This window comes from Agrobacterium tumefaciens (genome assembly GCF_005221325.1).
Classification (GTDB): Bacteria; Pseudomonadota; Alphaproteobacteria; order Rhizobiales; family Rhizobiaceae; genus Agrobacterium.
This window is the reverse complement of sequence record NZ_CP039888.1, coordinates 286,059-299,988: the sequence shown is the minus strand read 5'-3', so window position 1 is coordinate 299,988 and position 13,930 is coordinate 286,059. Positions and strand designations below refer to the sequence as shown.

Below are 13,930 nucleotides of genomic sequence, written 5' to 3'. Positions count from 1 at the left end.
TCGCGCTCAAGGACCCGATGCCAATTTTAGATCGGAAATTCCTTGCGTTGCGCCCTGTGGCGAGGGCGGGTACGACGCTGTTCACCTACAACTTATGCCGGTATGTCGCCAAATGGCGGTCGTGCTCAATGCAGCGAAATTTTTTCGCCGCCTCAGATTTTTTCGCTACACAAGAAGGATTCCGTCCAATACCGTTCGGATATTGTCGGCATTTTCGGCTCTGCCGCCTCGTCCCGAGCGGGCGGCAGAGCCCAACCGCTAGCCGTCAACGGGCGACGGATGTGGTATCTCTCGGAGCTCTCGACAACATCGCGCGAACCTCGTCGCCGGTGACGTGTCCCTTCCCTACAAGCACATCCACCAAGCCATCGAGTTCGGCACGCCTTTCGGCCAGCATGCCGACGGCACGGTCGAACTGCTTCCGAAGGCGGTATTCGACCAAACGCCGAAGCTCGGGGTCACGTTTGCGGATGCTCTCCAGCGGATGGCTGCCGTGACCAAGTTCCACCGACAGCGTCGCGCCAAGGCCATAGTGCCGTTCCGCCCGCGTGGCTACGTCGGTGGCAAGAGCAAGGTCCGAAGCAGGGGCACCACCCGCGCCATCGGCATGGAAACCAAACACTACGGTCTCCGCCGCGATGCCGCCAAGAAGCATCGCGATCCTGTCGTCGTAATGCGCTGACGTCCTGATAATGCCATCGGCAGGTTCGAAACTGGCGCGACCGGCACTCTGCCGCGCACCGCCAACGGGAACGTCGCGCTCGATACGGACCCCGACCAGCACGTCGCAACCAAGCAGTAATCCGACGATGGCGTGTCCGGCCTCGTGAACGGCAGCGTGGCGAAGTTCGTTCGCCGTCATGACGTATCGCTTCGGCATGACTTCCAGGAGCAGGCTCTCGGTGATGGCGCTCTGGCGTCGCCGTGCGAGACGCCGAACATCACGGGCGAGCTTTTCGATGTCGGCACCAGACCACGACCGGGTCGCTGCAACGACCTTTCCCAGGTCGCCGTCGATCTTATAGCCTTTCAGGTGGTGGCGCAGGATTTCCACTCTCGCAGCCGCGTCCGGGAGTGGAATTTCGATCATGGTTTCAAGCCGCCCCGATCTGAGGAGGGCGGGGTCGATGCCGTCGGGATTGTTCGTCGCCCCAATGACAACCACACCTTCACGCCCCTCGGATGGGTCCAGGCATTCCAGTAGGCCATTGATGACCTGACGGCGGTAGTCGCGATGATGGTCGTCGGAGGTGGGGCTATCGCGGTCACCGAAGGAGTCGAACTCATCGATAAAAAGTACACTGGGTGCCTTCTTGGTGGCTTCGGTGAAGGCCGCCCTCATCGCGCCCAGCAAATCGCCGAGATGGCCTTTCGACTGCCACCTCGCTGCGGAAGCGACTACCAACTCTACACTGCATGTCGTCGCCAAGGCTTTGGCATAAGAGGTTTTGCCGCATCCCGGCGGGCCGTAGAGCAACGCCCCGCGATCAACGTCTTCCCACTTGATCTCCCCCGCCCGCCATGCGTTGAGGTCCTCGGCCAGTTGAATGCCCCAATCCTTGGCCTTCCCATAACCATGCATGTCTTCGAGCCCAACCGAGGGCGATACCTTCGGCGTCGGCGTCGGTTCGACGGGTTTAGCCTCCATTCGCTTCATCTGGCGTACCGAACTCATAATCGGTCGCGTGGACCTGACCGACACCAGGATCGCATCAAACGTTTTCGTCGACAGGAATTCAGCATGCGCCTCGGTCATGCCGGGGACCTTCGCCTCCCGGGCCGCAGCGATGAAATGTTCGGTCGTCGGGTTGGCAATGTCGGCGACCAGATCGGCTCCCGCGAGGAAATCCGCAGGCGGGTATTCTCGCTTCTCGGTGATGATTACCACCTGGCGCGCGTACCTGATCCGGCTATAAAACGAGCGCGCGTCAATGGTGGACTCGCCGACAGTGAATGCTACGGCAGGATCGTTGCCATATTCATCCGCATTCGCGGGGTCCTCGATGAGGCTCGACACCGCCCGGCGATAATAGTCAGCCGTGTTCTCGGGGGCGATGAGAACAGCGATAAAAGCCAGGTTTTTACGGCGTAGGAAAGGCCGAAGGGCACGACGGGCCCCGCATCTTGCAACTGCGATAGCAAGATGCGGCGGCGAATTCGGCCGACTGATTGATCTGTAGGACATTGAGAGGTTCTCCATAGACGACGGGACGATTGCGATGTTGTCTCACCGCGGTATCCGCCTCACAGCCGTCTCGGGGCCGAGCGGCGCGTCGTCGAGATCGACCTCGACGTAGCCATGGAGAATGAGGGACGCGATTCCTGGAACGGACCGGGTTTCCTGGAAAGCCTTGAGGCATTCCGCTAGCGGCAGGGAACCGTGTTCGTCGAGTGCCGCCAGCAGTCGAAGCCGATCGCCGAGGGGCGTGACATGAGCGGCATAGCGCAGCAGGTCTTTGGCGTTCCGCAACCTGAAGCCGTCGTAGATTTCGGCACGATCGAGGAGTCGATAGCGGTAACCAATTCGGGCCGCTTCCGACGCAATGACGGCGATGTCTACGGAAACGGCGCGATCGGGTGCATCAAGGTACATGGTCGCACCGTCCTCGTCGAAGACCTGAAAATCCGGAACATGCGCAATGCCGACAGCACCCAACGGAGATGGCATGCATAGCCAGGCGGCCACGGACGGGTTAACATCGAGAATGCACCCGACATCGCGTGCCGCCTGAGAGCGGAACAGGCGCTCGCCGTCACATTTCACGGTGCCGTCCGGATGATAGGTCCTGATCGACGCTGAATTTCTGGCCGCGCGCAGCGTGGCGGCCTGCTTGGCAATTCCCATGACATCCTCTGACAAAAACGGTTGGTCGTCGCCGCGTTCATCGCGGCAGCGAGGGTCAACCTATTCGTCTGATGTGGGTCGGGTTGTTTTGCATATGTGAACAAATAGCGAACAAATTCTGAGAGTCAACCGGGCCCTGTGCAATTTTCTGCAGGCAACCTTTCCGGGAGGGTCCGGTGACACGATGAAATTCCGGACTATTTGGCGACGACCATTCCGCTCAGAGGATAATCAATGACCCAGGTTGCCGAATCAGCGCGAATATGACCGTGTCGGCCTACGCCGCAATGGCGTTTTCTGCATCGGCTCGCGGAACGGGAGACACCTGCCATGTTCAATGCAAACCAGATCATGTCCGGCTACGTCATCAATCTTGCCGACGTCAGCTACTACGGGTGCTATCCGATGTCATTCGAAGAGCTCAGGTATGAGTTCGAGGTCTTGCCCATGTACGACGACGAACTTGAGGGGCTGCTCGAAATCTGAAATACCCCAGCCGAGGGAAACAGAGGTTCGATCAGAGGATTTGCTGGGCAAGAACACGCAATCTCCTAAATCACCGTCGTTGGCCAGCCGAACCCGAACCTGCCGATGTAATATCTATCATGTAGGAATTCGAGGTCCTGCTCCCAGTGCCACCACATGCCTCTGAACGATCACTCATCGCATTGATTTCCATGGATGAAATCAGGGCTGATGGTAGCTGGCGAAGCGTGTTCGGTACTGGTGTCGCGGTTCACGCCGATCGTTTGAGGAGGCTGACGACGGTTGGCCCAGAATACGGAGTCCGACTCTCCACGTGGGGAGCTGTCTTCCTGCTGAGGTCCTCAATTCAAATCTGATGCTGCTGAGCTTGTTGTCGATGTTGTAGAGCATCGGCAGGCTGTTAAGGTTATCTGGATAGGGTGCTCACCGAACAACTTGGCTGAGGACCGAATGCGGAAAAAGCGGATACTGTCCGATCTGGAGTACCTAGAGGCTAAAGCTCGAGCTGCGCGCATCAAGAGGATGGGCGATGGCCTCGAGGACCTGCTTATATTGCTCTTCATAGTGCGTGGGGCTGGTTTAGCATCACGAGGCGACGCCCGGTACCCATCTATGCGCATTCGCCAATTTTCAGGTGAATTCGTGGACGACATCAAGGTGACCTATCCTATTCAAGGGCGCACAAGGTACGTACACGCGAAATCAGGGGAAAGTACCAGGTGGGATAAAAATCTCCTTCGAGACTTCAGGAGCCAGCGCGACAAGTTGCGGGGCTCACGAGGTTTCGTTTTCGAACTGTGGGTACGATCCCAACGAAAGCAGGCTGAGTTGCGAGCGGCACTCCCGCCGGACATGCCCAACATCCACATTCAGGTTCTTCCACACCATTGGGCGACAGGTAGGGCCACCGAGATACCCCATGTCCGCAAGCACCTACCGTTCTTGCTGCAAAGCGGACAAAGTGAGCGCCAGTTTCGGAGAGCGTGGTCTCACCTCGAAACTGCGTGGCGAGATCAGTATGATGAGGTCACCGAAATCCATGAGGCTTCCGTTTCCGATGTCATGGAATGTGCGCATGATCTCTCGCTCGGCGCGATCCGCAGCCTACAGCCTACAAATCCAGACCTCGCGGCATTTGCCGCCAGCGTGGCGAAGATTCAGGGCCTAAAGATTTCCGCCGATGGAGAAACGCTGATCTACTGGAGCAATGAGTTCGGTGGTCGCTTTGGAAGTGACCCGAAGAGGGCAGACTGGCCATGGCTTCAAAAAAGATTGCAACTGATGGGGATGCCGCGCTCCCTAGCGGACTTCGTGCATTTAGTTGGGGGGATTCAATGAGCCTCCGTGAAGACTTGAAGTCCATGGACACTGCCAAGGCGGAGCGTATGCTTCATTTGGGCCAGGTCTCAGTGGGCGATTTCGTGAATTTCCTCGAGCCTTTCGCACATGACCTCGCCAAGGCCGTGAATGAGGTGATCCTTACCCATGCGCTGATCCCTTATGTTGTCGGAACCGGTGGCGATTTTCAGGAGTTCGCCGCTCCATTCATACGCCATCTGGAGCGGCCATATGGCTATGGCGTTGGCTGCCTCTGGCCATATCAGTCAAAGCCGAATCACAGGGGAATTCGCCCGATTTATTTCGATCAGGAATATCTCGAAAAAACTCCGGTAGAGCCAAACCTTCTGATTGTCGTTCAATCCGTCATCAACGATCTCAATCCGATCGCCGCGGTTGTGGAGCGTGCTCTCGAATTGAAGCCGAACATGAATGTCCTTATAGTTGCGGGGGCGGGTTCCCGGTTCGCGGCAAGGCGGATTCGCCGGACTTTCCGAAACAGATTGAGGATGATCTCTGCGGCTTCGATGCCTGACGCCTTTGTGACGGATGTCGATCTGAATTACTGGAGCGTGGCAGACTCTTTGGATAGGCGCGAGTTCAAGTATGCACCGAAGCTGGCTTTACAGTTGCTTGGGCGACTGGATGCATCTTACGAGGAACGTCTTCGTGATGACTGGCGATTGCCGCCGGAAAGACGCTTCGAGTTCTAACAGAATCGCTCGCAACGAATTGAACCGCGCCGGCTTGCGCTAGCCCTCGGTAGCCACTGCAACGACGCCGGCGTGTCTGCACCGGAGGCGGAGGATCGGGAGAAGCCCTTGCCCAAAGGTCCGGCCGCTGCTTTCTCCTTTTCATGGCACTCGACGCGGTCTTCGGGCAGGACGGTTCCGGCTTTGCCGTCGGTATGAAGGCAGGGATCAAGGAAGCGCTAAAGGAGAACATTGAGGAAAAGCGCTTGGACGCTCTCCTCCGAATCCGGAATACGATGCTGCACGGCGGTGCGTCAGACTTGTTCGCCTCGTCGAACTACCTCGGGTACGCTCAGAAGTATCCGCTACGTTCATCGAGCAATACCCTTTCGATGCTCGGAAGATGCCTCGAATTCGTCCAGGAAAAGAGTCTCGAAAATCCTTCAGACCGGAGGCGGATGCGGGAAGTTCAACGCTGGTGCGGGTCGCCTGCGCCCCCTATCCCCCAAGTTAGCGCCCATCGAGCCAGGCTGTCAAAGCATCTATATGGACTGCGAAGTCCCTGCCTTCTTCGGGTCCGCCCTTGTGAATGACACCAGCTACCCTGTCGTCTTCATCAAGAACTGGCCCTCCTGACATCCCTTGGGTTAGCTTTTGCGTGACCTCGATTAGCGGAACCGCGCTCTTTACCGCGAAGCTGCTGATGTGGCCTGACCGAACATTCAAACTGTCTCCGGGTCCATAACCGGGATATCCGGCCGCCGTCAGCGCGTCTCCGAGTGACGGCGCTCTAGTCGCCATTTCGAGCTCAAAGAATTCATGAGCAGGAATTGCATGGTCCAAGATCGCGAGGTCGCGGACGGTATGATGCTGTCTGACCCGTGCCTTGAAAACGTTCGATGGCTTCGAGGGATGATAGACATCTATCTCTTGCCCAAGCGCTTCCTCAATACAGTGAGCGGCGGTAACCAAACCCACGTCTTTCAAGAAGAAAGCACTTCCCTGAGCAAATTTGCCCTCGAAGTGTTCGATGACCCATACGGCCCGGCTCTTGATTTGCGCGCGTGTCGGCGAAACCTTGATGGGCTGCGTCGGGAACGAGGAATTAAAGCGGGCAGCGATCGCACGAAAGATTGGGTCAGATTGCCCCTTTACGCTTCCAAGCCATGAAATCTTACCTTTCAGGTATTGGCTAAGGCGGCACTTCCCTCCGTATTCGACTTCGAATTTCTTCTGCGCGGCATCTGCGCCCAAGGTCTCGATCGAATACAGAGTGCTTCTGATGTTCCGGACAAAACGCCTGTCGACGTTCAAACCGGAATTGATTTTGAGCCCGGTCACGATACGGCGGCTGTGCTTGTCGCCGTAGTGCGACTTGCTCGGGTTGAGCTTGAACCCGTTGTTCGTGAACGCCTCGATCAGCCTCGGCGAGAGCAGGTCCGGGGCAAAATTACCTGTAAGTGGAACGCCTTCAGCGAACAGGCCTCCAGGCGGCTGATAGCTCGAGAAAGTGATGTCGTCGGCATAGCGCGTGTAAATGCAGTGTGCCGCCTTGGCAATCGTCTGAAGTTCCTTGTCGAGTTTGAAGCACACCATGTTCGACAAAACCGGGCTGGTCGGCGCGCCTTGCGGAAGGACCCCTTGGTTGGTGCACAGACGGGCAACCACGAGAGCGACGGACTCGTCGACCCCGACGGCTTTGAGAAGACCCGCAACACGATTTTCGGAAATGGACGGAAAGAAGCGTTCGACATCCAAATTTACGACGAACTTGCTTTTCAGGTGTGAGGTCGCATTAGTCCTGACCGATCGATCGGTGACAAATCCATGGACTGGATGTCTGGGCGCATAGATTTGATCGAGAAGTGGCGCGATCGTCCTCTGCAGCATTTTCAGCCGCCGATCAGGGGCGCTGATAATTCTGGGCTTCCCGGATTTCGAAGGAACCGGGAAGTCTTTGTACATCCGCCCACGGAACCACCAAATCTTGCGCAGCTCTCCCTCGGAGAGGCAAAGGTGGCCGAGAAAGGTGGTGAGGTCCGTCATCTCCATCGGGATGTGGACACGGAAGCTGACGCCGCCAAAAACGCGTAAGGGGTGTGGCACGAGGTCTCCCTCCAATCACGCCATGTGCATTCCGGCATACGTGGCGCGCACGATATTGTAGATACATTCGCTCTTACGCCGCAGTTACTACAGCGCGTATGCGAGGGGAGACCTCGTAACGAAATCCATACCAATTGGTTAGACAGACGGATAGCGCCTGAACGGCCTTCCAGATTGTTTCAACAGGGTTTTCGATGGAAAATTGAACTCCTCCGTCGTGTACATCGTGGTCAGGCACTTGTAGAACGAAACTGAGGACACTATTTTCGTAGTGGCTCATGACAGGAGCCTGACGCCCGTCAACGCAAAGCTGCTAGCGGCACTGTTAAAATGAACCCTACCCGTCCATGTCTGGTTCGGGCTCGGGAGTGGAGCGGGCGACACTCGTTGGAGCTGGAGAATCGGCATGCCGACCCCAAAGGTTCGTCTTTCGTCCATCAACGGAATTAAGAGACTTGCAAAGCGGATAGCGTCCGAGAAGTCGTTGAAGCACACGGCTGCCCTTGATGAGGCAGCCCGCATCGCTGGCTACCAGACTTTTCTCCACGCCAAGCGGAGCCTTTCGCGTGCGAATGAGCCTGCGCCCCCTCCAAATGCAAGGACATCAGTAGCTATGAATTCTAGCGACTTTCACACTCGCGCCCTCTCTCTGTGGGTGGATACGATCAATCAGTTTGCATCCGTCGGCGATGCGACAATTTCTTGGGACGGCATCGACGATATTGTCAGTGTTATGTCTCCTTTCATGGGTTCAAACAAAAACCACGCCCATCTACCGACTGGTGGCGGTTTCGATTTCTTGTCTGTGAGAAAGAGCATCGAACGCGGTTGCATCGAATTCCAGGTCTTCAGCGGTTCCGCAATCATCGCTAAACCCCGTCGCCTGGTTCTGGAGCGGCTCGCATCCGATCCGGCCCAGTCCTTCCTGATGCTGGAGCTTGGTGACTTGCCACCTGCTGTTGCCCGTGATGACGAAAGAGCCGAGCGTGCTCGTAGCTGGCGGCAAGAGGAACTACTCGATCTTGGAGGTGGCAACTACGTTGAACGCGGAAGTGTCGATGAAGAAGATATTCCGGACACTGCGCGCAACGTGGTGCGCCTTTTCAACGGCCAAGTGATGCTTGTCACGAAAGGAAGCATTTGGAACGGCACGTCCGTGACCTACAGCGGTGTTCACGACACCGGAACCCACTCGGAAATCAGGAAAGTTATCCAGGAGATTTCGGACAAATTGGCCGAAGGCTAGTTCATTGCCACATGAAACGGCATCGCCCTTCTCTCAAGCAACGGGCGATGCCGTAGCGATATCGCTGCTCATGATCTCGGTCAGGTTGGGTTTCGGTAACGGCGTCGCCCGATTTATCACATGTGCGACGATCTAGGAGACCTGTGGTCAAAACCTCCACTTTCAGGCATCTTTCCTCGCACGACATGCCTCGAAGCCTGGCAATGCCGACCGCCGCGACAGTGTTGGCGTGAGCTTGGCAAAGCCACTTATAGGCGCGCCGAAGAGGAAATGGTCGATGACACTCTGGCGGTGGACAGGCGTCGCTATTACGCGCCCGCTGGGAGTGTAGGTCAGCCACCAAACCACTCCCGTGGAAAGGCAGCGTAGCCGAAATCTACAAACGATGTGGAGTGCCCCCGTTTCGCCGGACATGTCGGCTAGATTGATTTAGCCCTGATGAACTGCCGAGGGGAAGCCATCTTGAGAGCGGAATGGGGATGGATTTCATTGTAGTCCTCGATCCATCCGTCGATGAGACGGAGCGCCGTTTCGGCGTCCGGTAGTGCCGAGATGCGGACGTAATCTCGCTTCAGGGTTTTGACGAAAGCTTCTGACATTCCGTTCGACTGCGGACTGGCCACCGGCGTGAAGCAGGGCGTCAGGTTGAGCGCCTGGGCGAACAGCTTCGTATCCCTCGCGGTGTAAGCCGACCCATTGTCCGACAGATGTTCGATTGGATGTGGGGCTCTGGTTCCGTTGAAGCGTTTCTCGACCGCCTCCAGCATCATATCGCGCACGTCCGAGCCGGAGATGCCCGCATTGGCAACTGCCGTCCAGGCAATGATCTCGCGGTCGAAGGCGTCGATAATGAAGGCGAGACGAATGACCTCACCATTCCAGCAAGTGAACTCCAGACCGTCGGAGCACCAGCGCAGGTTTGAGCGCATGACCATGACCTTGCCGTCATGGATGCGGCCCTTGCGAACGGCCGTATGCTTCTCCAGCAACATGGCGTGGTTGCCCATGATGCGGTGAACCCGTTTGGCGTTGACGACAGGCTTATCGGCGGCTCGCCTTTCGCGATTGAGGAGCGCGGCGATCCGCCGATAGCCGTAGGTCGGCCTTTGATCCACCAGCCTGCGAATGGCGGGCAGAAGCTCCGCATCCTCGGCCTTGTGGTAGGCTCCGCGCGGCTTTGATTTGCCTTTCAGCCGCTCGATGAGGTTGGAACGGGAGACGCCTAGCGTGTCTGCGACGGCCTTCATCGCGAACCGTCCTTCGGCAACAAGATCGGCCGCGATATCCGTTTTTTTGAGTCCGCTTTGGAAAGGGCTTCGCGGAGGATTTCGACCTCCATCGTCTTGCGACCGAGCATGCGCTCCAACTCCCGGACGCGATCCTCCAGTTTCTTCACTTCCGAATTCCCGACAACCGGCTCGTCAGAATCCACGGCTGCAGCACCTCCCTCGCTCAAGAGCCTGCGCCACCGATAAAGCAAATTGGGCGCGACGCCATGACGGCGAGCGGTCGAAGATACCGTCTCGCCGGGTTCGAAACTCTGCTCAATGATTGTCAGCTTTTGCTCGGTTGTCCACCGCCTGCGGCGAACATCACCCGTCAGCAATTCAACGTGTCGATACTCGTTAGACATAAGCCTGTCCTCAAGCCTGTGCTTGAGCCTTTCTGCTTATGCCGACTGTCCGGTCGAAATGGGGGGCAGTTCACGATGTGAGGCAGGAACAGGTGAACTGGTTGAGGTCCTACGTTTGCTGCCATTGAACGAGAGAGAGTTCGCCGCTAGATCATACAGTCTTCCTGAATATGAACTTTTGACCTGTGGATAAGGTCGGTTGGTTGCTGCATATATTGGTTTCATTTGTCGGTAAAGTAGTATTGTCCGTTGGAATACATACACGGGAAAAGCGTGACTGCAGTGCCAAAGATCAGCGACAGAAAGCGAAAAAAGAAAGAGGCAATGGAACAGGCACGGAAAACCGTGGCAGCCATCCCTACCCCTATCCGAATGATAATGGTGAAAGATTTCCAAGCTGCGGAAGACAAGTTCAGGACGTACGCATCGAAGCACGGCGAGCTACCTACTGAAGTAACTGAATTCATCGATAAGGTCTCGCGCGATACGTTCGGGATAACGGCCGACGACACGACGTTTCGATTCCCAGATGAATACTATAGCCTGAGAGAAGAAGACGAAAAGCACTGGCAGATCACAAAGCAATCCGTTGAGCACGATGCATGGTACCGTACGTCGTCCTTGGACATTGATCAGACCGTGCAGTTTCTTTTAAGTCTGAAACTGGATTTCAGGCATCCGGACGGGCGGCCAATGTCCGTAACAAAGTTGTTTTCTCGGCAAGGCGAGGCTGCGATGCGAGGAAAGATGGGAAAAATTCCTGACCACACGGTGGTTAGTGTGGAAAGCTGGAGTAATAAACTCGGGGCTGATGTAGAAAAATGGCGTTCTATGAAGAGAAAAAAGCATTTTTCGTAATCTATCAGATACCTTTGAAGCATGGAATCTGATCGACGTAGTCAACTGGACAAATGGCCGGCATTATGGAGCATAGTGCAACAAGATTCCTATGAGAGCTGACCGCCTCTCGGGTACTCAGTATTCTTTTCTATTCTGGTTTCTAGGATCAATCACCGTCTTCTCGCGATAAATTTCACCCTTACGTGCGTTGCTCCGCCATGGGCGCGCCTTGTGGAGTGGGATATCGTACTCTGGCGCGTTACGATCCAGTTTTGAGACTGAGTAGCCTGAAATCGCTGAAGCCGGGCAGAGGGCTGACCATTTGCCGTCGGGTCCAATAATCCCTGCAGGTCCATCTGGGGCCTTTTGTGCAGGTGTCGAGGCACTGATCCACATGCAGTTCTGGCCCGTATGGGCTCGAAGAGCTATCTGGAAATGCTGAGGAATCCCATAGGATGAGAAGACTACGGCATCCACACAGAGGCGCTCGTATTCCATAGACACTTCGGGGAACTGAGATTCGATGCAGATCGCGCAGCCAAAACGGTAGCCGTCGACTTCGAAGACTATTGCCTCGGTACCAGGCGTGTACCAGATCGTTGATCTCGCTGCTGGAAAGGTATCGCTTGTCGTACCGCGTCAGCAGATCACCTTCGTCCGAGATGACGTATACGCAATTCAACCGCCGGAGACACTCTGAGTTAATAACAACCAGCTTCCATTAACGATTTTCCCGGTTTAGCCTCCCTCCCTGACGACGATTCAGGGTGCTGATGAAGACAAAAATCACCATTGCCGATCTATTCCCCCACGACCAGGGCATGATCCTCGTCGCCAGGGATGCTGTCGATGGATCGCTCCGCCATATCTCCGAGGTCGCCAACGGCAAGGCGTGCGGCTGCGTCTGTTTCGGGTGTAAGCGACCTCTCATTGCCAAAAATGGGGGTGATGCAGCACGCATGGCCCATCATTTCGCGCACCGCCCCGAGGACATGGTCTACGACTGCACAACGGCTGGCGAGACCGCCCTCCATGTCCGCGCCAAGGAGATCATCGCCAAACACTGCCGGGTCACCCTGCCCGCAACCTCCGTGGTCGGACTTGACGGGAACAACATTGAGGTCACGCCGGAGCGGTCCGTCGAACTCACTGACATCAGGCTCGAGATGGTTGCGGGCGAACTGATCCCGGACGTCACCGCGACCCTGCCTGACGGCCGACGGATTTTCATCGAGATCGCCAACACCCATGTCTGCCCGCCATCGAAAATCGAGAAGCTCGATGCTATGGGTGTTGAAGTCCTCGAAATCATGGTTTCCGGATACCGTGCCGTCCCGTTGGATGAGCTTGACGACATCATTCTCGATCTCGCTCCCCGAGAACTGATCCACAGTTCGGAGGTCAAGGCCAAGGCGGCCGAGATCGCGGAAGATCGTAGGAGGCATGATGCCGCCAAACGAGCGGAGGCCCAACGCCTAGTCGATATCTATCGCGAAGGCGATCCCGGAAACCACAAGCAAGCGCAAAAACTGGTCGATGAGATGGTCCGCCGCAGCCTGTCGGCGCACATTGATACCGATGACGACCGTCCGTCCGCCTTCATCGTCTACCGTCGCCAGTGGCAGGCGGCCATATTCGACAGACTCTATCAAAACGACCACAACGAGCCGCTCACCGCTTTTGACATTGCTAGATCATGGTCAGAACGATGGACAAAGCCGGGACTGCGGAAAGTGAAGTCCGAACACGCACGCTGGATCGCCAGCGAAGTAGCGGCGGATTTCAAGTCGCCCTACGAGGAGATCGCCGCATACCTCGCGCGCCTCCAAGCCGCCGGGGTCGTGTATAAGACATCCCGGGGCAATGCCTACTACATGCATTACCGCTTCAAGGAAGACTTGAGGACGGCAATTGAGAGGGAAGGACTGCCTGCCAAGCGGAGGGGCCAGCTGCGGGAAGCGGTCGAGGCAATCGCGAAGTTGATGCAGCCTTACGACGGAAGGCTGGAGGATTTCGATAAATGGCTCAAGGGCCGGGCGACCCAGTACGGCATGCGAGATCAGACGCTACTATCGAACGAGGGTGTCGAGTTTAACGACCTGATATCACGCCTGCGGAGAATCCCCGCCGCCGTCGCCGCTATACAGCGGTCTTACCAGAACGATCTACCCGAGGACATGGTTGGCCTGGCCTTGGCGGGCATGTACCAGCGTCTGGGGATCGAACGCGACCTCGCCCGGGATCGCGCGGAGGCAGAGCGAGCCATACGCATTGAGCGGGAAGCGGCCGCGGCCGTAGAGCGGTTGGCAAGGGAGGCATCCGACCGGGTCGCTAAGATCGAGGAGCAGACCGCCTTCACCGTAAAGGACGTCGCGGCATTTCTCAGGACACCACTGCCCGGTCATAACGGCAAGACGTCACGGGAACTGGCTGCGGAAAGCGTCAGTGGTTTCATGGTAGTTCAGCGGGAGTTGGATAGGCGTGAGCAGCTTGAGCGAGAGGCAGCTGCGGCGGAAAAGGTGCACACGGAAATGATCAGCAAGCTATGGGATCGAGTCTACAGCCGCATCAGCCGCCGTGACGTCGCCGACTTGTGGCCCACGCAGGCGTGGAAGGAACTCGGCGGCGTAAAGCCCATCGACTACTGCAAGGACAAGAAGACGTTGAACCGGTGTTTCGAGTTCCTGGAGGAATGGGTGAAAGCTGAGCAGAAGCGCGGACGGCGTTGACAGTCGAGCCGAAGT

At 56.8% G+C, this 13,930-nt stretch carries 11 protein-coding genes; 6 read left to right on the top strand and 5 right to left on the bottom strand.

Going from position 1 to position 13,930, the window contains the following annotated elements:
• Positions 1-265: 265 nt before the first annotated feature.
• Together CFBP5499_RS01660 and CFBP5499_RS01655 are read right to left on the bottom strand one after the other, a co-directional pair.
• Positions 266-2,185, bottom strand: a complete 1,920-nt coding sequence (locus tag CFBP5499_RS01660; protein ID WP_080826174.1) for an AAA family ATPase — start codon at positions 2,183-2,185, stop codon at positions 266-268.
• Positions 2,186-2,227: 42 nt separating this feature from the next.
• A complete protein-coding gene (locus CFBP5499_RS01655) occupies positions 2,228-2,845 on the bottom strand; it encodes a hypothetical protein (protein ID WP_080826181.1) in 618 nt (205 codons plus the stop codon).
• A 330-nt stretch (positions 2,846-3,175) separates the two neighbouring features.
• Between CFBP5499_RS01655 and CFBP5499_RS29855 the strand changes: the two genes are divergently transcribed.
• From CFBP5499_RS29855 to CFBP5499_RS01645, 3 genes are all read left to right on the top strand, one after another.
• Positions 3,176-3,331: a hypothetical protein gene (locus CFBP5499_RS29855; protein ID WP_158523273.1), complete on the top strand. Its 156-nt coding sequence runs from the start codon at positions 3,176-3,178 to the stop codon at positions 3,329-3,331.
• 642 nt (positions 3,332-3,973) lie between these two features.
• Complete coding sequence (locus tag CFBP5499_RS01650; RefSeq protein WP_130932467.1) at positions 3,974-4,669, top strand: hypothetical protein; 696 nt, start codon at positions 3,974-3,976, stop codon at positions 4,667-4,669.
• Positions 4,666-5,382, top strand: coding sequence for a hypothetical protein (locus CFBP5499_RS01645; RefSeq protein ID WP_130932468.1), 717 nt, complete (start codon positions 4,666-4,668; stop codon positions 5,380-5,382). The genes CFBP5499_RS01650 and CFBP5499_RS01645 overlap by 4 nt, the downstream gene beginning before the upstream one ends.
• A gap of 489 nt (positions 5,383-5,871) precedes the next feature.
• On the opposite strand, the gene CFBP5499_RS01640 is transcribed toward CFBP5499_RS01645, so the two are convergent.
• On the bottom strand, positions 5,872-7,467 hold the full coding sequence (locus CFBP5499_RS01640) for a reverse transcriptase domain-containing protein (protein WP_233284165.1): 1,596 nt from the start codon (positions 7,465-7,467) through the stop codon (positions 5,872-5,874).
• A 406-nt stretch (positions 7,468-7,873) separates the two neighbouring features.
• Between CFBP5499_RS01640 and CFBP5499_RS01635 the strand changes: the two genes are divergently transcribed.
• Positions 7,874-8,713 carry a hypothetical protein gene (locus CFBP5499_RS01635; protein ID WP_080826192.1) on the top strand — a complete coding sequence of 280 codons (840 nt, stop codon included), beginning with the start codon at positions 7,874-7,876 and terminating at the stop codon, positions 8,711-8,713.
• A 419-nt stretch (positions 8,714-9,132) separates the two neighbouring features.
• Here CFBP5499_RS01635 and CFBP5499_RS01625 read toward each other — a convergent pair.
• Positions 9,133-10,346, bottom strand: a protein-coding gene (locus CFBP5499_RS01625) for an IS3 family transposase (RefSeq protein ID WP_137066218.1) whose coding sequence is annotated in 2 segments (ribosomal slippage) — positions 9,133-10,010 and positions 10,010-10,346 — 1,215 coding nt in all. Because the reading frame shifts where the segments join, the coding sequence is not laid out codon by codon here.
• A gap of 273 nt (positions 10,347-10,619) precedes the next feature.
• Between CFBP5499_RS01625 and CFBP5499_RS01620 the strand changes: the two genes are divergently transcribed.
• Positions 10,620-11,204, top strand: a complete 585-nt coding sequence (locus CFBP5499_RS01620; RefSeq protein WP_130932469.1) for a hypothetical protein — start codon at positions 10,620-10,622, stop codon at positions 11,202-11,204.
• Positions 11,205-11,321: 117 nt separating this feature from the next.
• Here the strand turns inward: CFBP5499_RS01620 and CFBP5499_RS30830 are convergent, their stop codons facing one another.
• Positions 11,322-11,717: a hypothetical protein gene (locus CFBP5499_RS30830; RefSeq protein WP_336470679.1), complete on the bottom strand. Its 396-nt coding sequence runs from the start codon at positions 11,715-11,717 to the stop codon at positions 11,322-11,324.
• 242 nt (positions 11,718-11,959) lie between these two features.
• Between CFBP5499_RS30830 and CFBP5499_RS29850 the strand changes: the two genes are divergently transcribed.
• Entirely contained in the window at positions 11,960-13,915 is a 1,956-nt protein-coding gene (locus CFBP5499_RS29850; RefSeq protein ID WP_080826196.1) for a hypothetical protein, read from the top strand.
• Positions 13,916-13,930: the final 15 nt, after the last annotated feature.